Origin of the sequence: Microbacterium testaceum (genome assembly GCF_029761935.1) — a bacterium.
Classification (GTDB): domain Bacteria; phylum Actinomycetota; class Actinomycetes; order Actinomycetales; family Microbacteriaceae; genus Microbacterium; species Microbacterium testaceum_A.
The window spans coordinates 3,073,543-3,100,513 of record NZ_CP121699.1; the positions used below are offsets into that span (position 1 = coordinate 3,073,543).

Here is a 26,971-nt window from a genome sequence, read left to right on the forward strand (position 1 = left end):
AGGGGTCATGCGTACGGGATCCAACCTGCCCGCCGTCGGGGAGTACAACCAGGCTCTCGTGCTGGATCACATCCGCCGCTCGCCCGAGGGGCTCAGCCGGGTCGAATTATCGGCGCGCACGGGTCTCAGTGCCCAGACGCTCAGCAACGTGACCCGTCGCCTGGCCGACGAAGGGCTGATCGTCGAGGCCGGCAAGGTCATCTCGGGTCCGGGCAAACCCCGCACGCTGCTCAAGCTCGAGCCGCGCTCGCGGTTCGCGGTCGGGGTGCACCTCGACCCGGTGGTCGACACGGTCGTGGTGGTCGACATGGCGGGTGAGGTCATCGCGCACGACGAGATCGCCCGCCCGGCGGTGTCGACTCCCGCCGGACTGGTGGATGCCGTGGGTGCCGCTGTCGACGCGATCGTCGAGCGCGCCGGCATCCCCCGCGAGCTCGTCCTCGGGGTCGGTGTGGCAGCCCCGGGGCCTTTCGACGCGCGCGGCGGTCGCCTTCTCGATCCGCCCCTGCTGCCGGAGTGGCACAACGTGAACGTGCGCGAAGATCTCGGCGCCGTCACGGGCTTGCCGGTGATCGTCGAGAAGGACGTGACGGCCGCGATGGTGGGTGAGATGTGGTTCGACCGCTCCGACGCCCTCGGGGACGCGATGTTCCTGTACTACGGCGCGGGTGTCGGTGTGGGACTCGCGATCGCGGGTGCTCCGGTGCGCGGACGCACCGGCAACGCCGGTGGCATCGCCCACGTGATCGTCGATCCCGATGGTCCGCCCTGCGCGTGCGGCGCTCGCGGGTGCCTCGGGGTGTCGATCGAGCCGCGCGTGCTGCTGGCCGAGGCCGGGTACGCTCCCGCGGCGGCCGGCGACACGCGCCCCGACCTGGACCGGCTCGTGCGCGACGCCCGTGAGGGCGAGGAGGGGCCGGCCGCGGTGCTGCGGCGGGCGGGGGAGCGGATCGCGCGCGCCCTGGTCGTGACCAACAACCTGATCGACGTCGACGAGGTCGTCCTCGGTGGCCCCGTGTGGGAGCGCCTGGCGGGGGTGCTGGGCGATGTCGTCGCCGAGCGCGTCGCCGTCGACGCGGCCTCGACCGCGACGCGCGAGATCGTCGTGCGTCGCTCGCGGGTCGGAACCGACGTCGCGGCCGTGGGGGCCGCCTGCCTCATGCTCGACGGCGCCTTCGCGGCGCGGCCGGCTCGCATGATGATCGCCCTCTGAGCCCGACCCCTGGCGCGCGGAGCTGCGCGTTTCCCGATCGTTACGTGGACTGCGCCGTTCGGACTTGCCGAGTTAGTCCATTTGATTTATAAAAGGTTCTGGCGACGTGGTGTCTCCACCCGAGCAAGGGAGCTTTCATGAAGAAACTGACGATGGTGACCGGTCTTCTGACCGCCACCGCCCTGACCGCGGCCCTGGCCGGTTGTTCCGCGGGCAGCGGAGACGCCGGGGACGCGAAGACCATCCGCGTCGCGTACCAGACCACCGCGACCTTCAACCAGATGCAGACGCTGATGGAGACCGCGAAGTCGCAGTACGAGGCCGCGCACCCCGGCATGACCGTCGAGCTCGTGCCGATCCAGGCCGAGGGCGCCGACTACTACACGAAGCTCGCGCTGATGAACAAGTCGGCCAGCACCGCCCCCGACGTCCAGTACGAAGACACCTTCAAGATCCAGTCCGACGCAGCGGCGGGGTACCTGCTGCCCCTCGACGACTACCTCGCGAAGTGGAGCGACTGGTCGCAGTTCGCCGACGGCGCCAAGCAGGCCGGCCTCGGCCCGGACGGCAAGACCTACGGCGTCTCGCTCGGAACCGACACCCGCGGCCTCTGGTACAACAAGGAGATCTTCGCCAAGGCGGGCATCTCCGTCCCGTGGCAGCCCAAGACCTGGGCCGACGTGCTGTCGGCGGCCGAGAAGGTCAAGGCGGCCGATCCCGACGTCATCCCGATGAACGTGTACTCGGGCAAGACGGCCGGTGAAGCGGCATCCATGCAGGGGCTGGAAATGCTCCTCTACGGCACCGAGGACACCCTCTACGACACCTCCTCGAAGAAGTGGGTCGTCGGCAGTCAAGGCTTCAAGGACTCGCTGACGTTCGTCTCCGACGTCTACCAGGGCGGCCTCGGACCCTCGCTCCAGCAGGCGCTCGACCCCAACATCTTCACCAGCGTGACCGCCGACTGGCTGCCGAAGGGCAAGCTCGCGATCGCCCTCGACGGCTCGTGGCAGTCGGCAGCGTGGGTCGATGGCGGCACCGCCCCGTGGCCCGCGTGGAGCGACACGCTCGGCATCGCCGCGATGCCCACCCAGAACGGCCAGGCGCCCGGCACCACGAGCATGTCGGGCGGGTGGACGCTCGCCATCGGCAAGAACACCAAGAACGCCGACGCCGCCTGGGACTTCCTCTCCACCGCGGTGAACAAGGACAACGCCACGTCCTACGACATCAACAACAGCCAGATCGCCGTCCGCGCCGACGTGGCGCAGTCCACCGAGTACCTCGACGCGAACCCGAGCTTCAAGACCTTCTCGAGCTTCGTCGACACGACGCACTTCCGCCCGGCGACGGAGGACTACGACAAGATCTCGAACCAGATCCAGGTCGCGATGGAAGCGGTCATGACCGGGCAGTCCAGCGTCGACGACGCCGCCGCAGCCTACGACCAGGCCGTCATCGGCATCGTCGGCGAAGACAACACCCAGCAGGGCTGATCGTGACCGCCCTGGCTCAGACCGGGGCGACCGGAACCGACCGGAGGTCGCGCGCCACCACGCGCGGCCTCCGGTCCTCGGCCCGGGCGCTCCCGCTCCTTCCCGCAGCGCTGTTGCTCGCGGTGTTCCTGCTCGGACCGATCCTTGTGTCGCTGTGGGGCTCGCTCACCAATGCGACCCTGTCGGGCTCGACCGCCGTCGCGAGCCAGTTCATCGGCCTCGACAACTACACCCAGCTCTTCAAGGCCCCCGACTTCCCCGTGGCGGTCGTCAACACGATCGTGTTCGTGTTCTTCTCGGCCGTGATCGGTCAGAACATCCTGGGGCTGGCCCTGGCTCTCATGATGCGCTCGGGCAACCGCGTCGTCACCGCGGTCGTCGGCACGATCGTCGTCACCGCGTGGGTTCTGCCCGAGATCGTCGCGGCCTTCGCCGCGTACGCGTTCTTCCGCGACAACGGAACCCTGAACGTGATCCTCGGCTTCTTCGGTCTCGACCCCGTCAGCTGGCTCTTCACGATGCCGGTGCTCATGGTCATCTTCGCCAACATCTGGCGCGGGACGGCGTTCTCGATGATGGTCTACTCGGCGGCCCTCGCCGACGTGCCGCCCGAGATCACCGAGGCGGCCGAGGTAGACGGGGCGAGCGGCATCAAGCGCCTCTTCCTCATCACCATCCCCATGATTCGCTCGACCATCGGCACGAACTCGATGATCGTGACGCTGCAGACCCTGTCGGTCTTCACGCTGATCTTCGTCATGACCGGCGGTGGCCCCGGCACCAAGAGCACGACGCTGCCGATCCTCGCCTACCAGCAGGGTCTCAAGTTCGGCGAGCTCGGCTACGGCACCGCGATCGCCACGATCATGCTGCTCATCGGCGCGATCTTCTCGTTCTTCTACGTCCGCGCTCTGCGCGAGGAGGTCTCGTCATGACCACCGCCACCCTCCCCGAGGTGACCGGAGCGCGCGTCCGATCGGCCCGCCGCGCTCCCGCGCGCAAGAAGGCGTCGCTGTCGTCGCCGCACACGCGCACCCTCCGCGTCGTCGCCAACACGCTGCTGATCGTGGTCGGCATCTTGTTCGTGGTCCCGCTCGTGTGGCTCGTGACGGCCTCGCTCGACGCGCAGCCCACGCTGGCGATCAAGATGCCCGAGGTCGTCACCCTCGACAACTTCGCGGCCGTGATGAAGCCCGACCTGCTTTTCCAGCCCCTGTGGAACAGCGTGCTGCTGGCCGGGGGCACCTCGATCGCCACGGTCGTGCTCGCCTCGCTGGCGGCCTACCCGCTCTCGCGGTACAAGATGCGCGTCGGCAAGCCCTTCCTGTACGCGGTGCTGTTCGGCACGTGCCTTCCGATCACGGCGATCATGGTGCCCGTCTACAGCCTGTTCGTCCAGCTCAACCTGATCGACTCGATCGGCGGCACGATCCTCTTCCTCACCGCGAGCGCCCTGCCGATCGCGATCTGGATGATGAAGAACTTCATGGACGGCGTGCCCGTCGAGCTCGAGCACGCGGCCTGGATGGACGGGGCGGGGTCGATGCGCACGCTCGTGCAGATCGTGCTGCCCCTCATGCGCCCGGGCATCGCGGTGGTGTTCATCTTCACCTTCATCCAGGCGTGGGGGAACTTCTTCGTCCCCTTCGTGCTGCTGCTCAGCCCCGACTACCAGCCGGCCGCCGTCAGCATCTTCAACTTCTTCGGGTCGTTCGGAGCCGTGGCCTACGGCCAGCTCGCGGCCTACTCGATCGTCTACTCCCTCCCGGTGCTCGGCCTGTACGTCCTCGTGCAGCGCGGACTCGGCGGCCCGTCGGCTCTCGCCGGCGCGGTCAAGGGCTGACCCGTCCCCCCAGACAAGGAACCCACCTCATGCACGACCGCACCGCGCTCATCGAGATGCGTATCGAACGCTTCGTCCGCGAGCGTCTCGCCCCCGCCGTCTACCGCGACCGTCAGCCCCTCGAGATCTCGGCGTGGGAGGCCCCCGGCGAGCCGGTCACCTTCGACGAGGCTCGGGATGCCGAATACCGCCCCTTCGCGATCGGAACGCCGTGGGGCCGGGCGTGGGGGACGACCTGGTTCGCCGTGTCGGGGGAGATCCCCGCCGCGTGGCGCGACGACTCGGGAGTCCTTCCCGCGGGCACCGTCGCCGAGTTCGTCGTCGACCTCGGGTTCACGGCCGGGCAGAGCGGTTTCCAGTGCGAAGCGCTGATCTGGAACCGCGACGGGGCCCCGATCAAGGGCATCTCGCCGTTCAACAACGCCACCGCCGCCGCGATCGACGCCGACGGTCGGATCGACGTCCTCGTCGAGGCCGCGTCGAACCCCGACGTGGGGAGCCTCTTCACGTTCGAGCCGACCCCGGTCGGCGACCCCGCGACGGCGGGCGACGCCCCCCTCTACGTCTTGCGCGAGATGTCGATCGGACTCCGCGATATCGCGGTGTGGGAACTCCTGCAGGACTTTCGCCTGCTCCACGGTCTGCTGGCCGAGCTCGACGCGACCTCGGCGCGCCGCGCGACCCTCCTCGAGGGGATGGATGCCGCGATCGACGCGGTCGATCCCCACGACGTCGCCGGGACCGCACAGGCCGGTCGTGACGTGCTCGCTCCGCTGCTCGCCGCGCCCGCGGCATCCAGCGCCCATGTCCTTCACGCGGTGGGCCACGCCCACATCGACTCGGCGTGGCTCTGGCCGGTGCGCGAGACCGCCCGCAAGGTGTCGCGCACCTTCAGCAACGTGCTCTCGCTGATGGACGAAGACCCCGAGTTCGTCTTCGCCAGTTCGTCGGCGCAGCAGTTCGCGTGGATGAAGGAGCATTACCCGGCGCTGTGGGAGCGACTCAAGGCGCGCGTCGCCGAGGGACGCTTCGTGCCGGTGGGCGGCATGTGGGTCGAGTCCGACACCAACATGGTCGGCGGCGAGGCGATGGCCCGCCAGTTCTTGGAGGGCAAGACCTTCTTCCTCGAGGAGTTCGGCATCGACACCGAAGAGGTGTGGCTGCCCGACTCCTTCGGATACAGCGGCGCCCTGCCGCAGATCATGAAGGCCGCGGGAGCCCGCTGGTTCCTCACGCAGAAGATCTCGTGGAACGAGACGAACCGCATCCCGCACCACACCTTCCGGTGGGAGGGAATCGACGGGTCGCGCATCTTCACCCACTTCCCGCCGGTGGACAAGTACAACTCCGAGGTCACGGCGGCCGACCTCGCGCACGCCGAGCGCAATTTCGCCGACAAGGGCCGGGCGCGCACCTCGCTCCTTCCCTACGGCTTCGGCGACGGCGGCGGCGGCCCCACCCGCGAGATGACCGCGACGATCGCGCGCACGGGCTCGCTGGAGGGCGCCCCGATCGTGAAGCACTCGACCCCGCGGGAGTTCTTCGAGACGGCCGAGGCCGAGTACGCCGACCCGGCCGTGTGGGCGGGGGAGCTGTACCTCGAGTTCCACCGCGGCACCTACACCAGCCAGCTGCGCACCAAGCAGGGCAACCGCCGCAGCGAGCACCTGCTGCGCGAGGCGGAGCTGTGGGCGGCCACCGCGACCGTCCGCACCGGGGCGGAATACCCCGCCGAGGCGTTCCAGCGCCTGTGGCGCCTGGTGCTGCTGCAGCAGTTCCACGACATCCTGCCCGGCACCTCGATCGCCTGGGTGCACCGCGACGCCGAGCGCAACTACGCGGCCATCTCGACCGAGCTCGAGCAGATCATCGCCGACAGCCTGCGGGCGCTCGTCGGCGAGGGCGACCGTACCCTGCTCGCCAACGCCACGCCTCATTCCCGAGCGGGCTCCCCGGCCCTGGGCATCGCAGCGGCGCCGAGCCTTCGCGACGTGACCCCGCGCGCCGAGGGTGACGGATTCGTGCTCGACAACGGCATCATCCACGCCGTGATCGATGCCCGGGGGCTGCTCATCTCGCTCGTCGACGTGGTGACCGGCCGCGAGGTCGTTCCCGCGGGCCAGGTCGCGGGGCTGTTCGAGATCTTCCGCGACACCCCCACGCAGTGGGACGCGTGGGACATCGACGAGACCTACCGCCGGCACGCCACCGCCCTCGACGGCGCCGACGCGGTGCGCGCCGACGGTGACGCGGTCGTCGTGGAGCGTACGGTCGGCGACTCGACGATCGTGGAGCGCATCGCGCTCGCCGCGGGCTCCCGCACGGTGCGTCTCTCGCTCGACATCGACTGGCACGAACAGCAGAAGCTGCTCAAGCTCGGCATCCCCGTGGACGTCCACACCGACCGCGCAGCATCCGAGATCCAGTTCGGTCACATCACGCGCCCGACGCACACGAACACCTCGTGGGACGCCGCCCGCTTCGAGACCGCCGCGCACCGCTGGGTGCGCGTCGCCGAACCGGACTTCGGTGTCGCCGTGACCAACGATTCGACCTACGGACACGACATCACCCGTCACGAGCGGGACGGCGGGGGCACTTTCTCGCTCGTGCGCCTCTCTCTCATCCGCTCGGCGATCTTCCCCGACCCCGGGCAGGACCAGGGCGCGCATCACCTCGAGGTGGGCATCGTCGTGGGGGCCGACGTGCTCGACGCTGTCGCGGAGGGTTACCGCACGAACCTTCCCCTGCGGGTCGTGACGGATGCCGCGCGCGAGAGCGTGGCGCCCCTGGTGTCAATCGATGCCCCCGGTGTCGTCGTCGAGGCCGTCAAGCTCGCGCAGGACGGGTCGGGAGACGTCGTCGTACGTCTCTACGAAGCGCTGGGGGAACGCACGCAGGCCCGGCTCGAGGCCGGCTTCGACGTCGCCCGCGTGAGCGAGACCGATCTCCTGGAGCGCGACCTGGAGGCCGCGGCGGTGACCGCCGTGCAGGGCGGGGTCGTGGATCTGGAGCTGCGCCCGTTCCACCTGGTGACGCTGCGTCTGTCGCGCTGACCTTCGGCGAACAGGCGGCCGGGGTGCGATGCATCTCGGCCGCTTCGTCGTGCGTGCGATGAGCGCGGGTGGGGGGTGCTCCTCCGGTCGGGTAGGCTGTACACGGCTCTCCGCGTGGCGGTATCCCGGCCAACTCCCCCAGGACGGAAACGTAGCAAGGGTAACCAGGCTCTACCGGGTGCGCGGAGGGTCTTTTCTTTGCCCGGAAACCGGAGCCCGATCTCGGATGCCGTGCCTCAGTTCCGTGCGAAGGGCCCGTCGAGCACCGCCCACTGCAGCAGCATGATGGTCTTGGCATCCTGGATCGATCCGTCGCGGATCTTCGCCAGCGCGACGTCGATGTCGTACTCGACGATCTCGATCTCTTCGTCCTCCTCGGCAAGGCCCCCGCGATCGCCCTCGCGCTGGGCGCCGTCGTAGGCCGCGGCGAAGAAGTGCAGGCGTTCGGTGACCGATCCCGGGCTCATGTAGACGTCGAACACGTGCTGCACCTCGTCGACCCGCACCCGCGTCTCCTCCTCGGCCTCGCGGCGGATCGCGGTGATCGGATCGTCGTCGTCGAGCAGGCCTGCGGCGGTCTCGATGAGCATGCCGTCGCGGTGGTCGTTGACGTAGGCGGGGTAGCGGAACTGCCGGGTGAGCAGAACGGTGCGCCGGTCGGGGTCGTAGAGCAGGATCGTCGCCCCGTTGCCGCGGTCGTAGGTCTCGCGCGTGAGGGTCGTCCATTCGCCGTCGTCTCCGCGGTAGCGGAACGTCGTCGCCCGCAGCACGTGCCAGCCGGCCGCGAGGAGGTCGACGTCGGTGACCTCCACCCGCGGGTTGCGGTCGAGGGCGAGACCCGTGAGGTGCAGCCCGCTGCGACCGCGGTGATCGGGGACGGTGGTGCCGGGGCGAGCGTCGTTCATGATTCGGAACGATAGTGCAGAAACGTGCAACAATGTGAACCATGCTCGCCGCCGCCCGCAGACACGCTCTGCTCGACCGGCTCCGGCGCGACGGGCGTCTCGTCGTGAAGGACATCGCCGTCGAGTGGGGACTCTCCGAAGACAGCATTCGCCGAGATCTTCGAGAATTGGATGCCGCGGGCCTCGCGGTCCGCGTCTACGGCGGGGCGCTCCCGGCGTCGCCGGCCGTCGCCGACTACTCCGCCCGTCGCGAGGTCGCTCGGGGGAGCAAAGAGCGCGTGGCCGCCGCCGCGGTCGCCCTCATCGAGCCCGGCTGCACCGTCCTGCTCGACGGGGGCACGACGACCCTGGCGATGGTCGACCTGATGCCACGCTCCTTCGGCGGCACGATCATCACGCACTCGCCGACGATCGCCGCCGCGCTCCTCGATCACGACGCCGAGGTCATCGTCCTCGGTGGGCGCCTCTTCAAGCATTCGGCGGTCGCCTGCGGAGCCGCGGCGATGGAAGCAGCGCAGAGCGTCAGCGCCGACCTCTTCTTCCTGGGTGTGACGGGGGTTCACCCCGAAACGGGACTGTCGACGGGGGATGCCGAGGAGGCGGCCATGAAGCGCGCGCTCGCGGTCCGCGCGGCCGAGACGTTCGTCCTCGCGAGCGAAGAGAAGCTCGGGACGGCGTCGCGCTTCGGAATCCTCCCGCTCGACGGGGTTTCCGGGATCATCGCCGACCTCGACCCCGACGCGGCGCTCGCCGGGGACCTCCGCTCGGCCGGTGCGCGCATCCTGTCCGCGCACCGCTCCTGATCACTCGACGCCGAAGCAACCCCGCGGCGGTGTCGGAGGCCCGCAATAGGCTGGCTCCGTGACGCAGAGCATCTACATCACGTCGGCCGAAGGTCATTCGGGCAAGTCCTCCGTGGCTCTGGGCGTGCTCGACGCCCTCAGCCGTGTCACCCCGCGCGCGGGGGTGTTCCGGCCCATCGCGCGCTCCACCGCCGAACGCGACTACGTGCTCGAGATGCTGCTCGACCACGACAGCGTCGACCTCGCCTACGACGACTGCGTGGGGGTGACCTACGACGACGTGCGCGACGACGCCGATGCCGCGCTGGCCCGCATCGTCGAGCGCTACAAGGCCGTCGAGGCTCAGTGCGACGCGGTCGTCATCATCGGTAGCGATTACACCGACGTCGGCAGCCCCGCAGAGCTCGCCTACAACGCCCGCATCGCGGCGAACCTCGGCGCCCCCGTGCTGCTCGTGCTCGGCGGTCGCGCGCAGCAGGGTCATAGCGAGACGCTGGGCATGTCGGTCGCGCGCACCCCGAACGAGGTCGGGCAGATCGCCTCGCTCGCCGTCTCCGAGCTGCAGCACGAGCGGGCCGCGCTCTTCGCCGTGATCGCCAACCGCGCCGATCCCGACCACCTCGACGAGATCACGGCATCCGTGCGTCAGGTCGTCGACGCGCTTCCGGTCGGGGCTCCGGCCGACCGTCGCAGCGTGCCCGTGTGGGCCCTCCCCGAAGACCGCTTCCTCATCGCCCCTTCGGTGCGCGGCGTGCTGCGCTCGGTCGAGGGCGAGCTCATCAAGGGCGACCCGGCTCTGTTGACCCGCGAGGTCCTCGATGTCGTCGTCGCCGGCATGTCGATGGTCAACGTGCTGCCGCGACTCAAGGAGTCGGCGGTCGTGGTCATCCCGGCCGACCGCAGCGAGGTGCTCATCGCCGCCCTGCTGGCCAACGCCTCGGGCACGTTCCCCTCGCTCGCGGGCATCGTGCTCAACGGCGGGTTCGAGCTACCCGACGCGATCGTGCGCCTGATCGACGGCCTCGGCTCGCCCCTGCCGATCATCGCGACCGACCTCGGCACCTACGACACCGCGGTGCGCATCATGAACACGCGCGGTCGCCTCGCCGCCGACTCGCAGCACCGGTACGACACCGCGCTCGCGCTCTTCGAGCGCCACGTCGACACCGAGCTGCTCACGCGCGAGCTGGGCGTCGCCCGCCCGAGCGTCGTCACCCCGCTCATGTTCGAGTACGGCCTCGTCGACCGCGCCCGCAGCGACAAGCGCCGCATCGTGCTGCCCGAGGGAGGCGACGACCGCGTCCTGCGCGCCGCCGCCACCGTGCTCTCGCGCGGCATCGCCGACCTCACGATCCTCGGCGAACCGATCGAGGTGCGCGGGCGCGCGATCGAGCTCGGCATCGACATCCGCGACGCCGAGGTGCTCAGCCCCTTCGACGCCGTGCACGTCGACAAGTTCGCCACCGAGTACGCGCGGCTCCGCGCCCATAAGGGCGTCACCTACGCCCAGGCCGCCGACACCGTGACCGACGTGTCGTACTTCGGCACGCTCATGGTGCACCTGGGCCTCGCCGACGGCATGGTCTCGGGGGCCGCGCACACCACGGCGCACACGATCCGCCCCGCCTTCGAGATCATCAAGACCGCCCCGGGCGTCTCGGTCGTCTCGAGCGTGTTCCTCATGGCCCTCGCCGATCGCGTGCTCGTCTACGGCGACTGCGCCGTCATCCCCGACCCCACGAGTGAACAGCTTGCCGACATCGCGGTGTCGTCGGCGGCCACGGCCGAGCAGTTCGGCATCGCGCCGCGCGTGGCCATGCTGTCGTACTCTACGGGCGAGTCGGGCACCGGAGCAGACGTCGAGAAGGTCCGCACCGCGACCGCCCTGGTGCGCGAGCGTGCGCCCGAACTGCTCGTCGAGGGGCCCATCCAGTACGACGCCGCGGCAGACGCCGCCGTCGCGCGGGCCAAGATGCCCGACTCCGAGGTCGCCGGTCGGGCGACGGTGTTCGTCTTCCCCGACCTCAACACGGGCAACAACACCTACAAGGCCGTGCAGCGCTCGGCCGGCGCGGTGGCCATCGGCCCCGTGCTGCAGGGCCTGAACAAACCCATCAACGACCTCTCGCGCGGCGCCCTCGTCGACGACATCGTCAACACCATCGCCATCACGGCGATCCAGGCCCAGGGGGGCACCCAGTGAGCGTCGTCCTCGTCGTCAACAGCGGTTCGTCGTCGTTCAAGTACCAGTTGCTCGACATGGCGCACGAGCGCGTGCTGGCATCCGGTCTCGTCGAGCGCATCGGCGAGGGCACGGGCGTTGCGACCCACACGCTCACGGCGGCCGCCCTCGCCGCCCCCGACGTTCCGGCACCCACGGTGACGGATGCCACGTACACGATCGAGCGCGAGATCCCCGATCACACCGCGGGCTTCGCCGTCATGCTCGACGCCTTCGCCGCGCACGGGCCTTCGCTGGACGAGCACGCCCCGGTCGCGGTCGGGCACCGCGTCGTGCACGGAGGTGCGCGCTTCTTCGCGCCCACCGTGGTGACCCCCCTCGTCGAGATCAACATCGACGAGCTCTCCGTGCTGGCACCCCTCCACAACCCCGCGAACCTCGCCGGGATCGTCGCGGCGAAGAAGGCGTTCCCCGACGTGCCGCACGTGGCCGTGTTCGACACGGCCTTCCACCAGTCGCTCGCACCCGAGGCGTACACCTACGCCATCGACCGCGAGGTCGCCGAGGCCCACCGCATCCGTCGGTACGGCTTCCATGGCACCAGCCACAAGTTCGTCAGCGAGGCCGCGGCCGCCTTCGTGGGTCGCCCGCTCGCCGAGCTGAAGCAGATCGTGTTCCACCTCGGCAACGGGGCCTCGGTCGCCGCGATCGAGGGCGGCCGATCGGTCGACACGTCGATGGGTCTCACCCCGCTCGAGGGCCTCGTCATGGGCACGCGCTCGGGCGACCTCGACCCCGCGGTGCTGCTGCAGTTGGCGCGTCGCGCCGACATGTCGACCGCCGACCTCGACACGCTCCTCAACAAGCGCTCGGGCCTGCTCGGCATCGCGGGGGTGTCCGACATGCGCGACATCCAGCAGCGACGCGAGGCGGGGGACCCCGCGGCGCGCCTCGCCTTCGACGTCTACATCCACCGCCTGCGCGCGTACGCGGGCGCCTACCTCGCGCAGTTGAACGGGGTCGACGTGATCTCGTTCACCGCGGGCGTGGGCGAGAACGCCGCCGCCGTGCGGGCCGAGGCCATGGCGACCCTCGGATTCGCCGGGGTCGAGATCGACGCCGAGCGCAACGCGACGCGCGGTCGCGGCATCCGGCGCATCTCCACCGACGCCTCGCGCGTCGAGGTGCTCGTCGTGCCCACCGATGAGGAGCTCGAGATCGCACGTCAGACGCTGTCCGTCGCGAGCTGACCCCCACCGACCCTCTACCGGGTTGAATGAACCGACGCCACGACCCGCGCCGGTGGGGCCCCGCCCGCTACCCTGAGAGCGCCGCGCCCCGCCGCCCACGCACCGCATCCCGACCTGGAGCCCGCCGTGACCGACAGCCCCGACCTGCCTGACCTCATCGCGTTCGAGGGTGTGCTCTTCGATCTCGACGGCGTGCTCACGCCCACGGCCGAGGTGCACATGAGGGCCTGGAAGACCATGTTCGACGAGCTCTTCGCGGCGTGGAAGATCGAGCCGGCCTACACCGATCGCGACTACTTCGAGTACGTCGACGGCAAGAAGCGGTACGACGGGGTCGCGAGTCTGCTGCGCAGCCGCGACGTCGAGGTGCCGTGGGGCGACCCCTCCGACGATCCGTCCGAAGACACCGTGTGCGGGGTCGGCAACCGAAAGAATGTCGTCTTCTCCGAGATCCTCCGTCGCGAGGGGATCGCCCCCTACCCCGGGTCGGTCGCGCTCCTCGACGTGCTCCAGGCGGCGGGGACCCCCATCGCAGTGGTCTCGAGCTCGAAGAACGCCGTCGAGGTCCTCGAAGCCGCGGGCATCCGCGATCGCTTCCCCGTCGTGATGGACGGTGTCATCGCCGAGCGCGATCACCTCTCGTCGAAGCCCGCCCCCGATGTCTTCGCCGAAGCGGCTCGGCTGCTCGGGGTCGACCCCGCGCGGTCCGTGGCCGTCGAAGACGCGCTGAGCGGCGTGCAATCCGCCGTCGCCGCCGGCTACGGCGTCGTCGTGGGGGTCGACCGGGGCGTCGGAGCCGATGACCTCCGCTCCGCCGGGGCCACCGTGGTCGTCGACGACCTCGCCGCGTTCGTAGACTGAGCCGTCGCCACCCGCGACACCCCCGCGCCGTCCCGCACGGCGACACCGCGCACCACCCGCGCGAGCGGCCCCCCGCCGTCTCGCGTCGACGTTCGACCCTGCCACCGGAAGGCACGCCCCCGATGATCGATCGCGATCGCTTCCCCGTCGACGAATGGCGCCTCGTCGAGACCGAGTACTCGATCGACGACGTGGGGGTCACCGAGACCCTCTTCGCCGTCGGCAACGGCTACCTCGGCCTGCGCGGCAACCCGATCGAGGGGCGGTTCGCCCTCGAGCAGGGCACGTTCATCAACGGCTTCCACGAGACGTTCCCCATCCGTCACGCCGAGCAGGCCTACGGCTTCGCCGAGGTCGGGCAGACGATCATCAACGCTCCGGATGCCAAGGTCATGCGCGTCTACGTCGACGACGAGCCGCTCTCGCTCGATGTCGCCGACGTCCGCGAGTACGAGCGCGTGCTCGATATGCGCCAGGGGATCCTGCGCCGCAACATCCTGTGGGTCACCCCCTCGGGCAAGCGCGTCCGCATCGAGGACGAACGCTTCGTGTCCTTCGACGAGAAGCACCTCGCGGTGCTCCGCTTGACCGTCACGGTGCTCGACGCCGACGCTCCCGTCACCGTCAGCAGCCAGCTGTTGAACCGGCAGGACGGCGAGGGCATCTACGGCGGCTCGCCGATGGCATCCAAGCAGTCCGGTTTCGACCCGCGGAAGACCGAGAAGCTCAGCGACCGCGTGCTGCAGCCGCGCGAGTATTGGCAGGACGGCAACCGATCGGCGCTCAGCTACGAGGTCAGCGAGTCGAACATGACCCTCGCGGTCATCGCCGACCACCTCGTCGAGACCGAGAACGAGTACACCTCGCGTCAGCTCATCGAGCCCGACATCGCCAAGAACGTCTATCGCGTGCACGCCCGGGCCGGCGTTCCGACCACGATCACGAAGCTCGTGAGCTACCACACCTCGCGGGGTGTCCCCACGGGTGAGCTCCTCGACCGCTGCCGTCGCACGCTCGACCGCGCGGTCGAGACGGGCGTCGACAAGCTCGTCGAGAAGCAGATCGCCTGGTACGCCGATTTCTGGGACCGCTCCGACGTGCGCATCGGCGGTCACGGCGACCTGCAGCAGGCCACCCGCTGGTGCCTGTTCCAGCTCGCGCAGGCCGCGGCGCGCGCCGACGGACAGGGCGTTCCCGCCAAGGGCGTCACCGGATCCGGCTACAGCGGCCACTACTTCTGGGACACCGAGGTCTACGTCCTGCCGTTCCTGGCGTACACGTCGCCGCTCTGGGCCCGCAACGCGCTGCGGATGCGCTACCTCATGCTCCCCGCCGCGCGCAAGCGCGCGCACCAGCTCAACGAGGCCGGGGCGCTGTTCCCCTGGCGCACCATCAACGGCGAAGAGGCCTCCGCGTACTACGCCGCCGGCACCGCGCAGTACCACATCAACGCCGACGTCGCCTTCGCGCTGGCCAAGTACGTCCGCGCGACGGGAGACGAGGAGTTCCTCGCCCGCGAGGGCGTGGACATCGCCGTCGACACCGCGCGCCTGTGGTCGACGCTCGGGTTCTGGCGTTCGAGCGACGCGGCCGACGAGGGCGAGCACGACTCGTTCCACATCCACGGCGTCACCGGGCCCGACGAGTACACAACGGTCGTGAACGACAACCTCTTCACGAACGTCATGGCGCGTTTCAACCTGCGCTTCGCGGCGCGCACCGTGCGCGATCTCGCCGAGAACAGCCCCGAGTCGTACGCCCAGATGGCCGACCGCATGAACCTCGACCCCTCCGAGCCCGAGCGCTGGGACAAAGCCGCCGAGGCCATGCACATCCCGTTCAGCGAGGCCCTCGGCATCCATCCTCAGGACGCCGTCTTCCTCGAGCGCGAGATCTGGGATCTCGAGAACACCCCGCCCGATCAGCGCCCGCTGCTGCTGCACTTCCACCCGCTGGTGATCTACCGGTACCAGGTGCTCAAGCAGGCCGATGTGGTGCTCGCGTTGTTCCTGCAGGGAAACCACTTCACGGATGCCGAGAAGCTCGCCGACTTCGAGTACTACGACCCGCTGACCACGGGCGATTCGACGCTGTCGGCGGTCGTGCAGTCGATCCTCGCGGCCGAGGTGGGCTACCAGGACCTCGCGCTGGAGTACTTCCGTCAGGCGGCGTTCGTCGACCTCGGCGACCTGCACCACAACGCCTCGGACGGGGTGCACGTCGCCTCGGCCGGTGGCGTCTGGACGGCCCTCGTGAGCGGTTTCGGCGGCATGCGCGACCACTTCGGTCTGCTCACCTTCGACCCGCGTCTGCCCGCCGACTGGCCCGAGCTGTCGTACGTGCTGCACTGGCACGGCACGCGCCTCGACATCACCCTCACCGCGTCGGCGCTGACTCTGCGCGCCGGGGGAGAGGGCGAAGCGGTCACCTTCGCGGTGCGCGGAGTGGACTACACCGTCAGCCCGGGCGAGACGGTGCGCGTTGCGCTGCACGGTCAGGGTCCGGTGCGTCCGGGACGCCCGTCGATCCGGCAGCTCGAGGGATCGGTGCGCGAGGACGGCACGCTGCTGTCGGCGTCGGTCCCGATCGTCACCACGGCGATCCCGATCGTCGGCGACGACACCGGCCCGATCGCGGTCGGACTCGACGGCGGCTTCTGAGTCTCCGTGACGCGGCGGCATCCTCCGGGGTGTCGCCGCGTTCGGCGTTTCGGGGGAGCGGTGCGGCGCCGGCTTCGGGGGCGCGGCGGATGGCATGAGAACAGGCGGATGCGACGAGAACAGGGCAGCGAGAGAAGAACCGGCCTGTTCCGAGGTCGTTTCCTGCTCCGGTGACGGCGGGCGGGTCGGTCGAGCGCCGAGCGGCGTGGGGATCCGGCATCCGGTGCTCGATACACCCCCCACGCGGAGGGTGAGCCGCGGGGGGAGCGGCCGCGGAGGCGATGTCGGAGGTACGCCGTAGGCTGGGGGAGTGACCACAGCCCTGTACCGCCGCTACCGCCCCGAGGCGTTCGGCGAGATGATCGGGCAGTCGCAGGTGACCGAGCCGCTCATGACCGCCCTGCGCAGCGACCGCGTGGGTCACGCGTACTTGTTCTCCGGTCCGCGCGGCTGCGGAAAGACCACGTCGGCACGCATCCTCGCCCGCTGCCTCAACTGCGCAGCCGGCCCCACCGACACCCCGTGCGGAACGTGCGACAGCTGCGTCGAGCTGGGGCGCGGCGGCGGCGGCTCGCTCGACGTGGTCGAGATCGACGCGGCGAGCCACAACGGCGTCGACGACGCCCGCGACCTGCGCGAGCGCGCGATCTTCGCCCCGGCGCGCGATCGCTTCAAGATCTTCATCCTCGACGAGGCGCACATGGTCACGCAGCAGGGCTTCAACGCCCTGCTCAAGCTGGTCGAAGAGCCGCCCGCGCACGTGAAGTTCATCTTCGCCACGACCGAGCCCGAGAAGGTGCTCGGCACCATTCGCTCGCGTACGCACCACTACCCGTTCCGACTCGTGCCGCCGGCCGCGATGCTCGAGTACGTCCAAGAGCTCTGCGAGACCGAGGGCGTGGGCGTCGAAGCCGGCGTGCTGCCCCTCGTCGTCCGCGCTGGCGGAGGGTCGCCGCGCGACACTCTCTCGTTGCTCGACCAGCTCATCGCCGGCAGCGACGCCGACGCCGAGGGGCACGTGCTGGTGCGCTACGAGCGCGCGGTCGCTCTGCTCGGCTACACGCACTCCGAGCTGCTCGACGAGGTCGTCGACGCCTTCGCCGCGAATGACGGCGGAGGAGCTTTCGCCGCCGTCGACCGGGTCGTTCAGACCGGTCAAGATCCGCGTCGTTTCGTCGATGACCTGCTCGAGCGGCTTCGCGACCTGATCGTCGTGGCCGCCACCGGTGCCGGCGCCTCGGCGGTGCTGCGCGGGGTGCCCGATGACGAGCTCGAGCGCATGTCGCGCCAGGCGACAGCCTTCGGCGCCGCGCGCCTCTCGCGCACGGCCGACCTGGTCGTCGCGGCTCTCGACGAGATGACCGGGGCCACGTCCCCGCGATTGCAGCTCGAGCTTCTCGTTGCGCGCGTGCTCACCCACGCCGGGGTCGCCCAGGGCACATCGCCCGCCATGGCGCACGACCTCGAGGCGGCACGCGGCGGAGCGTCCGCCCCCGCCCCGGCCACGGGGCGTCCGGCATCGCCCTCCGCTGACATCGCCACCCCGGGTGCGGCTCCGGCGGCCCCCGCGGTCGCGAGCCCGGGTGGTTCTCGGTTCGCTTCGCCGGGGATCGCGGCGCCGGGCGCGGCGTCCGCGCCGGTGGCATCCCCCGGTGTCGCTTCGCCGGGTGTGTCGTCCCCGGGTGTTGCCTCGCCGAGTGTCGCCTCGCCGGGTGTGGCGTCCCCGGGTATCGCGTCGCCGACGGTCGCCTCCCCCGCCGTTTCGCCTCGCTCGGGTTCCGCCGCCGTCGCATCGCCGACCGTGGCGTCTCCGGGGCGGACCGCGGCGCCCGAGGTGGCATCCCCCTCCGTCGCCCCCGCCGCGGCGGCGTCGCCGGACTCGGCCTCGTCCGAAGCGGTGTCGGCCGCCGTCGCGCCCTCGAGAGACGCTGCTCCCGGCCGACCCGACACGTCCGCCGAGCCCCTGCCGAGCGATGACGACGCCCCGCCGCCGTTCACCGACGACGACGCTCCTCCGCCGTTCGACGACGACGAGCCGATGTCCGCGCCCGCCGCTGCCGTAGATCGCCGGGGGCAGGAGCAGCCCGACCGCGGGTCGATGCCGGGGGCGGCTGTTCCCGCGCGAACCGGTTCCTCCGCGGCTGGTCGTGCCCGCGCGGTCTCCTCCGACGAGGCCCATCCTTTCGACACGGCTCCCACTCCCGAGACCGCCGCCGCAGAGCGCGACGCCGACTCCACGTCGGCGTCGACCGCAGCGGAGTCCGGGGTGGGCGCGTCGTCTCCCGACGATGCACCGTCTTCCGCGTCCTCGCCGCCCGTCGCGTCGGCCGTAGGCAGCCCGACGGCTGATGCTTCGCCGGTCGAGGCCCCGAGCGCCGACGGCCCGCCCGCCGAGGCTCCGGCCGCCGACGCCGCCAGCGCTGACGCCCCTCCCGCCGACGACGCGTCTCCTCTCGAACCGACCGCGCCCACGCCGCCGGCCACCCCGGTCGGTCCGATCGAGCTCGGCCACGTGCGCGACGCGTGGCCCGAAGTGCTCGGTCAGCTCGGGGTCGCCAGCCGGTCGTCGTGGCTCGTCGTCTCCACCGCCGCGGTCGCCGCGTTCGAGGGCGACGTGCTCACGCTGGCGTTCCGCACGGCCAGCGACCTCACGGCCTTCAAGACGCGCACTCCCGAGGGTGGTCCGAGCGAAGACCTCCGCCAGGCCATCCAGGCCGTCCTCGGCATCCGGGTCAAATACCTCGCGCGCCTCGAGCAGGACGGTTCGGGCGGGCCCGGTGGCCCCGGTCCCGGCGGGCCGTCTCGTGGTCCGGCGGGCTCGGCGCCCACGCACAGTCCCACCTCTGGAGCCCCGGCGTCCGGTCCCCGTGGCTCGCAGACCTCCGCGCCGTACTCGTCGTCGGTCACGGAATGGGCCGTCGCCCCGATTCCCGCATCCGACGGTTCCGCGCCGACCGCCCTCCGGGCTCCCGTGGCACCGTCTACGGCGCTCGCGGTGGACGACGAGCCCGATGAAGCCACGGCCGTCGCACCTGCGGCGGTGCACGAGGGCGCCGTCCTGCCGCCGCGCGAGGTCACCCCCTCGGTGCCCGCCCCCGACGAGGTCGACGACGACGACGTCATCCCCCCGGTCGACGAGGTCGAGGCGCCCATCCCGCCCGTGGTCGTCCCGCGGATGGCGCCGCTCAGCGGGGGAGTCCAGCGGTACGGTGAGGCCGTGGTCCGCCAGATGCTCGGCGCCACCTACGTGCGCGACGAACCCTACGAGCCCCCGACGAGGTTCACCTGATGTACGACGGCATCGTCCAAGACCTGATCGACGAGTTCGGACGCCTCCCCGGTATTGGCCCGAAGTCGGCGCAGCGGATCGCGTTCCACATCCTCCAGTCGCCCTCCTTCGACGTATCGCGCCTGTCGACGCTCCTCGGCGAGATCCGCGACAAGGTGAAGTTCTGCGAGATCTGCGGCAACGTCTCCGAGCAGGATCGCTGCTCGATCTGTCGCGACCCCCGCCGCAACGCGACGCTCATCTGCGTCGTCGAAGACGCCAAGGACGTCGCCGCCATCGAGCGCACCCGTGAGTTCCGCGGTCTGTACCACGTGCTCGGCGGCGCCATCAGCCCCATCGCGGGCATCGGCCCCGACGACCTGCGCGTCACCCAGCTCATGCAGCGCCTCGCCGACGGCACGGTGCAAGAAGTCATCCTCGCCACCAACCCCAACCTCGAGGGCGAGGCGACGGCGACCTACCTCAGCCGGTTGCTGCACACCCTCGAGATCCGCGTGACGAGGTTGGCATCCGGTCTCCCCGTCGGCGGCGACCTCGAATACGCCGACGAAGTGACCCTCGGTCGCGCCTTCGAGGGCCGTCGCACGCTCTGAGCCGACCGCCGTGGCACGCACGTCCTCGGCGCGCGTGCATCGTGACGCCCCTCGGGCGCCCGTCTGCGCGCGACCTCCCTCGGCACGACACCACGGCGGGTGAACCGGCTGGTGAACTGTGCTTATGAGTTCGCGACGAATCGTTGCGGGGTGGTGAACCGCTCGTTCACCCTCTGCTCGCGCCACGGCCATGCGGGCGGAGGACGTTCTTCTCTGCGGAACAGCGTGGGGGACCCGAAGCCCCGACGCAGAGGTCCGTCAGACAGGGGCCTTCCGTGAGCGAATCGCTCTCCGAATCACGCGCGCGCCGCGGACGCGTGATCTTCGATACTTTCCGTTCGGTGCGCGACCCGCGCCTGAGCGCGTGGTTGCTCTTCCGTTCGTACCTCCTCCCCGAGCTGGCGGCATCTCAACTCGCCCTCATGGAGAGCCCCACGGCCGCGGGTGCTCTCGCCCCGATTGGGGTCTTCGGGGTCTGGCGGCTCCTCGCGACGAACAACCGCGAGCTCGCCCGCTGCGCGACGGTGTTCGCCTCCCCGGCCGTCGCGGTCGACGCGGCCCGGGTCGAACAGTCTCGCGCGGACCAGATGCAGGTGTCGACGGTCCGCGGCCCCGTGGCGACCAAGCACGCGTGGGTGCTGCGCCGCGGCGATCGGCCGATCGCGACCGCCGCGCGCTGGTACGAGTCCGCCGGCGAGGCGTCGGCGGCCGGCCGCGCGGCCGTCGCGGTGTTCCGCTGCGCCGATGTGAGCGAAGGCGTCAGCATCGGAAGCGCGTCCGGTCGACGCTCGCGCGTGTCGGCGCAGCCCGCGTGATCGCTCGTCGGACGGTGGCCTCCTCGGACCCGCTCGAGCCGTGCGAGCGGGGCGACTGATGGTCGACGACGACACCGGTCTCATCGCCGGGCGCTTCCGCGTCGAGGGTCTCCTCGGCACCGGGGGAACGGCATCCGTCTTCCGCGCTCGGGATGAGGTGACCGGTCAGACCGTCGCCGTCAAACTGCTGCATCCCCACCTTTCTCAGACCGACACCGTCCGCGAGGCCTTCCTCCGCGAGGGCAGGCGGACGGCGCACGTCTCCCACCCGTCGATCGTCGCCATCGTCGACATGGGGACCTTCCTCGAGCACGGCATCCCCATCGCCTGGATCGCCCAGCAGATCGTCGAAGGCGTGACCCTCGCGGAGCACGTCCGTGCCACCGGTCCGCTCTCCGCGGTCCACGCCGGGGCGGTCGCCGGGGACATCCTCGATGCGCTGGGTGCCGCTCACGCGGTCGGTCTCGTGCACCGCGATGTGTCGCCCGCGAACGTGCTCGTGCGCGTCGACGACGAGGGCCGCCCCCGATCGACGCTCCTCGATTTCGGCCTCGCCGATGCGGCGGGAGAGACGGCCCACGGCGACGACGTTCTGCGCAGCTCCGTGTCGCCGGTCACTGCGGGGGTGGTCGGAAACGCCGAGTTCGCCTCGCCCGAGCAGCTGAGCGGGCAGCCCGTCGGCCCGCGTGGCGACCTGTACCAGGTCGGCGGGATGCTGTACTTCGCGCTCACCGGTCGCGCCCCGTTCTCGGGGAGTGATCGGACCGCCGTCATCCGGGCCCACCTGCACGCCCCGCCTCCCGTCCCGTCCGTGGCCGTTCGGTCCGTCCCCGGTGCGCTCGATCGCGTGGTCGTGCGATCGATGCTCAAGGAGCCGGCGGACCGCTTCGCCGACGCCGCCGAGATGCGCGCGGCGGTCCTCGATGCGGTCACCCCCGTGCGAGCGCCCGCCCCCGGCGATGACGAGGTGTCGTCGACACGGGTCCTGACGGCCGCCCCTCTCGGTGCCGGTTCGGCACCGGCCCCCGCTCCGGTGGACGAGTCGACGCGACACGGACCCCGGTGGGGAGCGATCGCGGCCATCGTGCTGCTGCTGGCGGGCACGGCGGCCGCCGTCCCCCTCATGGCGAACGCTGGTCGTGCGGCGCCCGCGGCCGAGCCGTCCGCGGCGGCCTCGGCTCCGGTGCCCACCGCGACGACGACCTCGACGCCGCAACCGACCGCGTCGGACCCCGGCACGCCCGCACCGATCGCCACCGCGCTCGTGCCCGCCTTCGGCTCCCTCGACGACACGCGACTCGCGCTCGCGGAGGCGGGGTTCGTCGTCGGTGACATCACCGAGCGCGACGCGCCCCAGTCCGGCGGGACGGTGCTCTCCTCCGACCCGGCCCCCGGGACGGCGGTCGCGCGCGGTTCCGCGGTGCGCCTGGTCGTGGCATCCGGATCCAATCTCGTCCCGGACGTCGTCGGAATGGATGCCGCGGGAGCGGCCTCGTCGATGCGCGCAGCGGGGTTCGTCCCGGCGCAGACGACCGTCGCCTCCGACCGACCGACCGGGACCGTCGTCGGCGTCGAACCCGCGGCGGGAAGCGCCGTCCGCCTCGGAAGCGCCGTGACGATCCTCGTCGCCGCAGCCCGGGCCACTCCGACGCCGACCCCGCCGTCTCCGTCGTCCACGCCGACGCCGGTCCCGACCGCCTCGCCGACGGGCGGACCGCGATGACGCCTCGACCGGCGTCGTCCCTCGTTCACCTTCGAGCGTCTCTCGTTCACCACCCCGCCAGCCGACGTGGACAGTCGAACCGGGTGCCGTTCACGGCTGGCTCCTAGCCTCGCAATGCCGGCGACCCGAGCCGGTTCCAGGGGAAGCGAGCGAGTCGCGACACCGGCCGGTCGACCGGCGCCCCGCGATCCTCCCCTCGTCGTTCGAGGATGAGCGACGTGAGGCGCGGCCGACTCCCGGCGCGATCGATGGAGGGCGCATGACGGACACCACGACGGCGGTGCTGCCGCCGACGACGGACGCGGCGAAGCCGACACCACGCTCGTTGAGGAGCGCTCCCGTCATCGCCGATCGGGTGTTCCGCACCACCGCGTATGCCGCGGGAACCATCACCGTCGCGGTGATGCTCGCCGTCGGGATCTTCCTCACGGCGCGCGCCGGCGATGCCCTCGCGGTGGCGGGGCCGTCGTTTCTCACGACGCAGGAATGGTCGCCCGAGACCGGCACGTTCGGTGTCGCCGCCGTGCTGTTCGGGACGGTGACCATCGCCCTGGTGGCCATGGCCATCTCTGTGCCGCTGGCGATGGGGACGGCGTTGCTCATCAGCGAGATCGTGCCGCCACGGGCGCGGGGCCTTCTCATCACGATGGTCGACCTGATGGCGGCCGTGCCCAGTGTCGTGTTCGGGCTGTGGGGCGTGTTCTTCCTCCAGGCGGGCGTCATCCCGGTCGCCCAGTGGATCTCGACCTACTTCGGGTGGATCCCGATCTTCCGCGTCGCCGACGAGACCGGCGCACGGCTGACGGACGCCGGTGCGTACACCTCCTCGGCGTTCATCGCGGGGATCGTCGTGGCGCTCATGGTCGTGCCGACCCAGACCTCGGTGATGCGCGAGGCGTTCTCGCAGGCGCCGCTCGGCGAGCGGGAGGGGGCCCTCGCGCTCGGTTCGACCCGATGGGGGATGATCCGCGCCGTCGTGCTCCCCTTCGGTCGGGGCGGCATCATCGGCGGCACCATGCTCGGCCTCGGACGCGCCCTCGGCGAGACCATCGCCGTGGTCATGATCATCTCGCCGATCTTCACGATCAACACCGAGCTCCTGAAGACCGGCACCAACTCGGTGTCCGCGCTCATCGCCCTCCGTTACGGGGAGGCGAGCCAGTTCGGCCTGTCCGCCCTCATGGCGGCGGGGCTCGTGCTGTTCATCATCACGTTGATCGTCAACTTCACCGCGTCGACGATCGTCGCGCGCAGCCGGTCCGGGGCGGAGAGCAACTGATGGCGATCCTCACCCCCGAGGCCCCGACGGCCACGGCGCGAGACGAGTCTCCGCGTCACGCCTCGCGCACGTCGATTCCGCGTCGCACGGGCGCCGTCGGGGAGCGACGCGATCTGCGGACGGTTCCCTTCGGCGACCGATTCGACCTCATCGGCAGTGGGGCGGCGGCCATCGCCGTCTCGACACTGATGTTCGGATGGCTCACCCCCATGACGGGTGTTGTCGGGTGGGTGGTGCTGTCGTTCATCGGCTTCCTCGGCATCTACGCGGTGCTGACCGCGATGCGCGCCGACCGTCTCGCCATCAGCGAGCGGGTCATGACCGCGTTGTTTTACTCCGCGGGCGTGCTCCTGCTCGGGGCGCTGGCCTTCGTGGTGTTCTTCACCCTCGTGCGCGGCTCGTCGGCCCTGTTCCACCCGAACTTCTTCACCGAGACGATGAAGCTCGCCGGTCCCCTCGACCCGCTGACGATGGGTGGCATCGCGCACGCCATCGTCGGAACGCTCATCCAGATCAGCATCGCCCTGACGATCACGATCCCGCTCGGGGTGACCACGGCCGTCTTCCTGAACGAGATCGGCGGGCGCTTCGCCCGCTTCGTGCGGACCATCTCGGATGCCATGACCGCTCTGCCCTCGATCGTCGCGGGACTGTTCGTCTACGCCGCCGTCGTGACCCTCATCACGAATCAGCGCTCGGGGTTCGCGGCATCCCTCGCCATCAGCGTGATGATGCTCCCGATCATCATCCGGGCCTCCGACGTGGTGCTGCGCCTGGTGCCTCACAACCTGCGCGAGGCGTCGTACGCGCTCGGCACGAGCCGGTGGCGCACGGTGTGGAGCGTCGTCCTGCCCACCTCGCGCTCCGGTCTCGTCACGGCCGTGATCCTCGGCACCGCCCGCGGAATCGGCGAGACCTCTCCGGTGCTGCTCACCTCGGGCGTCACCGCGGAGATGAACCTGAACCCCTTCTCGGGTCCGATGATCTCGCTCCCGCTGCAGGTGTTCGACTTCGTGAAGTCCCCGGAGCCGAGCATGATCGCCCGCGGGTTCGGCGCCGCCGCCACCCTCGTGCTGCTCGTGCTGACCCTGTTCATCGTCGCCCGCCTCATCGGTGGTCGAGGGCCCGGCCAGCTCTCGGACCGTCAGCGTCGTGCCGCGTCCGCCGCGTCGGCTCGGGATCTCGTCCGCATCGAGGGGGAGTCCGCTGCCGCCGCTTCGCGTGCCGGACGACGCTCCATGCCGCCGGGCCGTCCGCCCGAGGACCTCGAGCGTCGCCTCTCGCTGCGCGCGCTCACCGCACGCTTCCACCGATCCACCGAGGAGAACCCGTCGTGAATGTCCGTCCCCGCCTGGCCCGCTTCGCCGCGGTGCTCGCGGTCGTCTCTCTCGTCGCGCTAGCCCCGTCGCCCGCACAGGCCGACGGGTACGTGCCGATCTCCGGATCCGGCTCGACCTGGTCGCAGAACGCGCTCGATCAGTGGCGTAAGAACGTGGCCAGCAACTACGGCATGACGGTGAACTACTCGGGGACGGGGTCGAGCGCCGGGCGCAGTGATTTCATCAAAGAGACCGTGGACTTCGCCATCAGCGAGATTCCGTTTCAAGCGAATCCCGAGGACGGCTCACCCCCCGAGAAGCCGACGACCGGGTACGCCTACATGCCCATCGTCGCGGGTGGAACCTCCCTCATGTACAACCTGAAGATCGGGGGTAAACGGGTCACCAATCTGCGACTCTCCGGCGAGGTCATCGCGAAGATCTTCTCGGGGCAGATCTCCAAATGGAACGACGCGGCGATCCAAGCCGACAACCCGGCCCTCGCGATGCCCGATCGACCGATCACCCCCGTCTACCGCTCGGACGGCTCGGGTACGAGCGCGCAGTTCACGCTGTGGATGTCGAAGCAGTACGGAAACATCTGGACGCAGGGGATGCGATCGCAGTTCCCGCAAGTCAATGCGTCGTTCAAGGGTCAGAACGGATCGCTCGGTGTCGCTGGCTACGTCAGCCAGGACTACGGCGAGGGGGCCATCACCTACGTGGAGTACTCGTACGCCATGAAGTCCGGGTTCCCGGTGGTGAAGGTGCTCAACAAGGCCGGCTACTACGTCGAGCCGACATTCCAGTCGGTCGCGGTCGCGCTGATGTCCGCCGCCATCAATCCCGACCTGACCCAGAACCTCGACGGTGTGTACAACAGCAACGACCCACGTACTTACCCCATGTCGAGCTATTCGTACATGATCGTCCCCACCGCCACGAACAAGATCTTCACGGCGGAGAAAGGCAAGACCCTGAGTCGCTTCGCCGACTACATGCTGTGCGAAGGGCAGCAGCAGGCGGCCGCGCTGGGATATTCCCCCCTGCCCATGAATCTCGTACAGGCCGGTTCCGAAGTGCTGAAGTCGATCCCGGGCAGCGAGGGAGGCGTCGACTTCAACGCGTGCAACAACCCCACGTTCAAGCCGGGTGACTCTCCCGCCAACAACCAGCTCGCGGCGACGGCGCCGCAGCCACCTGACTGCGACAAGCAGGGCGCAACTCAGTGCGTCGAAGGAACGGGAGGCGCACAGGAAGCGACTCCGTCAACGGGTTCGGGTGGCGTCAGCGGCGGTGCAAACAGCGCAGCAGCCGCCGCGGGTTCCGGGGGTGCTGCCACCGCCGGTTCCTCGGCGACGGCAGCAGGCTCTCCGTCCGGCAGCGCCGGAGATGCGCCGGTGTACGACGCGAACGGCAACCTGGTATCGGGTGCAGGCGGAGCAGCCGTGAATGCCGCTGTCTCTTCACCCTTCACGCTCGACGACAACGGCTGGGGCGTGCCACAGACCGCGATGCTCGCGGCGGGACTGCTGATGGTCGCAGCTGTGCTCATTCCACCAGTCATCGGCCGTCGTTCGCGGCGCTGAAGTCAGCCTGATCAGGCATTTTCCGACGTTCTCACCTCCACTAGTTCGCGGCGACACCTCGTTACCACCGCGTTCACGCGGTCGTCATCCCTCGC

The 26,971-nt window shown here is 70.3% G+C and carries 18 protein-coding genes and 1 other RNA gene; 18 read left to right on the forward strand and 1 reads right to left on the reverse strand.

Annotated features, from left to right (window positions below; translation table 11 throughout):
* Positions 1–7 precede the first annotated feature (7 nt).
* The 6 genes from QBE02_RS14745 (at position 8) to ffs (ending at position 7,806) form a co-directional block, all read left to right on the forward strand.
* Positions 8–1,213 carry an ROK family transcriptional regulator gene (locus tag QBE02_RS14745; RefSeq protein WP_144785767.1) on the forward strand — a complete coding sequence of 402 codons (1,206 nt, stop codon included), beginning with the start codon at positions 8–10 and terminating at the stop codon, positions 1,211–1,213.
* A 137-nt stretch (positions 1,214–1,350) separates the two neighbouring features.
* Entirely contained in the window at positions 1,351–2,709 is a 1,359-nt protein-coding gene (locus tag QBE02_RS14750; protein WP_279366396.1) for an extracellular solute-binding protein, read from the forward strand.
* 2 nt (positions 2,710–2,711) lie between these two features.
* Positions 2,712–3,644 carry a carbohydrate ABC transporter permease gene (locus QBE02_RS14755; protein ID WP_056229602.1) on the forward strand — a complete coding sequence of 311 codons (933 nt, stop codon included), beginning with the start codon at positions 2,712–2,714 and terminating at the stop codon, positions 3,642–3,644.
* Complete coding sequence (locus tag QBE02_RS14760; protein ID WP_279366397.1) at positions 3,641–4,552, forward strand: carbohydrate ABC transporter permease; 912 nt, start codon at positions 3,641–3,643, stop codon at positions 4,550–4,552. Before QBE02_RS14755 ends, QBE02_RS14760 begins: the two co-directional genes overlap by 4 nt.
* 29 nt (positions 4,553–4,581) lie before the next feature.
* Positions 4,582–7,608 (forward strand): alpha-mannosidase, encoded by a 3,027-nt coding sequence (locus QBE02_RS14765; RefSeq protein WP_279366399.1) that lies wholly within the window; start codon positions 4,582–4,584, stop codon positions 7,606–7,608.
* Positions 7,609–7,709: 101 nt separating this feature from the next.
* Positions 7,710–7,806, forward strand: an RNA gene (gene ffs / locus QBE02_RS14770) — signal recognition particle sRNA small type.
* Between the two features lie 38 nt (positions 7,807–7,844).
* Here ffs and QBE02_RS14775 read toward each other — a convergent pair.
* Positions 7,845–8,513, reverse strand: coding sequence for an NUDIX domain-containing protein (locus tag QBE02_RS14775; protein ID WP_279366401.1), 669 nt, complete (start codon positions 8,511–8,513; stop codon positions 7,845–7,847).
* A 41-nt stretch (positions 8,514–8,554) separates the two neighbouring features.
* On the opposite strand from QBE02_RS14775, the gene QBE02_RS14780 reads away from it, so the two are divergent.
* From QBE02_RS14780 to pstS, 12 genes are all read left to right on the forward strand, one after another.
* A complete protein-coding gene (locus tag QBE02_RS14780) occupies positions 8,555–9,316 on the forward strand; it encodes a DeoR/GlpR family DNA-binding transcription regulator (RefSeq protein ID WP_279366403.1) in 762 nt (253 codons plus the stop codon).
* A 58-nt stretch (positions 9,317–9,374) separates the two neighbouring features.
* A complete protein-coding gene (pta, locus tag QBE02_RS14785; protein ID WP_279366404.1) occupies positions 9,375–11,519 on the forward strand; it encodes a phosphate acetyltransferase in 2,145 nt (714 codons plus the stop codon).
* Positions 11,516–12,748, forward strand: coding sequence for an acetate/propionate family kinase (locus QBE02_RS14790; protein WP_279366405.1), 1,233 nt, complete (start codon positions 11,516–11,518; stop codon positions 12,746–12,748). The genes pta and QBE02_RS14790 overlap by 4 nt, the downstream gene beginning before the upstream one ends.
* A gap of 126 nt (positions 12,749–12,874) precedes the next feature.
* A complete protein-coding gene (locus QBE02_RS14795; protein ID WP_279366407.1) occupies positions 12,875–13,609 on the forward strand; it encodes an HAD family hydrolase in 735 nt (244 codons plus the stop codon).
* Positions 13,610–13,731: 122 nt separating this feature from the next.
* Positions 13,732–16,269, forward strand: coding sequence for a glycoside hydrolase family 65 protein (locus QBE02_RS14800; RefSeq protein ID WP_279366408.1), 2,538 nt, complete (start codon positions 13,732–13,734; stop codon positions 16,267–16,269).
* 310 nt (positions 16,270–16,579) lie between these two features.
* Entirely contained in the window at positions 16,580–19,558 is a 2,979-nt protein-coding gene (locus QBE02_RS14805) for a DNA polymerase III subunit gamma and tau (RefSeq protein WP_279366410.1), read from the forward strand.
* Positions 19,558–20,151: a recombination mediator RecR gene (gene recR / locus QBE02_RS14810; protein WP_056229546.1), complete on the forward strand. Its 594-nt coding sequence runs from the start codon at positions 19,558–19,560 to the stop codon at positions 20,149–20,151. Before QBE02_RS14805 ends, recR begins: the two co-directional genes overlap by 1 nt.
* Before the next feature lie 275 nt (positions 20,152–20,426).
* Positions 20,427–20,966 (forward strand): hypothetical protein, encoded by a 540-nt coding sequence (locus QBE02_RS14815; RefSeq protein ID WP_279366411.1) that lies wholly within the window; start codon positions 20,427–20,429, stop codon positions 20,964–20,966.
* A 58-nt stretch (positions 20,967–21,024) separates the two neighbouring features.
* Positions 21,025–22,689: a protein kinase domain-containing protein gene (locus QBE02_RS14820; protein ID WP_279366412.1), complete on the forward strand. Its 1,665-nt coding sequence runs from the start codon at positions 21,025–21,027 to the stop codon at positions 22,687–22,689.
* Positions 22,690–22,948: 259 nt separating this feature from the next.
* Positions 22,949–23,968, forward strand: coding sequence for a phosphate ABC transporter permease subunit PstC (pstC, locus tag QBE02_RS14825; protein WP_279366414.1), 1,020 nt, complete (start codon positions 22,949–22,951; stop codon positions 23,966–23,968).
* Complete coding sequence (pstA, locus tag QBE02_RS14830; RefSeq protein ID WP_279366415.1) at positions 23,968–25,305, forward strand: phosphate ABC transporter permease PstA; 1,338 nt, start codon at positions 23,968–23,970, stop codon at positions 25,303–25,305. The genes pstC and pstA overlap by 1 nt, the downstream gene beginning before the upstream one ends.
* Positions 25,302–26,876 carry a phosphate ABC transporter substrate-binding protein PstS gene (gene pstS / locus QBE02_RS14835; protein WP_279366416.1) on the forward strand — a complete coding sequence of 525 codons (1,575 nt, stop codon included), beginning with the start codon at positions 25,302–25,304 and terminating at the stop codon, positions 26,874–26,876. The genes pstA and pstS overlap by 4 nt, the downstream gene beginning before the upstream one ends.
* Positions 26,877–26,971 lie beyond the last annotated feature (95 nt).

Excerpts from the sequence above, each read along its gene's own strand:
- QBE02_RS14745 (WP_144785767.1), top strand. The coding sequence starts at position 8 with ATGCGTACGGGATCCAACCTGCCCGCCGTCGGGGAGTACAACCAGGCT.
- QBE02_RS14750 (WP_279366396.1), top strand. The coding sequence starts at position 1,351 with ATGAAGAAACTGACGATGGTGACCGGTCTTCTGACCGCCACCGCCCTG.
- QBE02_RS14760 (WP_279366397.1), top strand. The coding sequence starts at position 3,641 with ATGACCACCGCCACCCTCCCCGAGGTGACCGGAGCGCGCGTCCGATCG.
- QBE02_RS14765 (WP_279366399.1), top strand. The coding sequence starts at position 4,582 with ATGCACGACCGCACCGCGCTCATCGAGATGCGTATCGAACGCTTCGTC.
- QBE02_RS14775 (WP_279366401.1), bottom strand. The coding sequence starts at position 8,513 with ATGAACGACGCTCGCCCCGGCACCACCGTCCCCGATCACCGCGGTCGC.
- QBE02_RS14780 (WP_279366403.1), top strand. The coding sequence starts at position 8,555 with ATGCTCGCCGCCGCCCGCAGACACGCTCTGCTCGACCGGCTCCGGCGC.
- QBE02_RS14800 (WP_279366408.1), top strand. The coding sequence starts at position 13,732 with ATGATCGATCGCGATCGCTTCCCCGTCGACGAATGGCGCCTCGTCGAG.
- recR (WP_056229546.1), top strand. The coding sequence starts at position 19,558 with ATGTACGACGGCATCGTCCAAGACCTGATCGACGAGTTCGGACGCCTC.
- QBE02_RS14820 (WP_279366412.1), top strand. The coding sequence starts at position 21,025 with ATGGTCGACGACGACACCGGTCTCATCGCCGGGCGCTTCCGCGTCGAG.
- pstC (WP_279366414.1), top strand. The coding sequence starts at position 22,949 with ATGACGGACACCACGACGGCGGTGCTGCCGCCGACGACGGACGCGGCG.
- pstA (WP_279366415.1), top strand. The coding sequence starts at position 23,968 with ATGGCGATCCTCACCCCCGAGGCCCCGACGGCCACGGCGCGAGACGAG.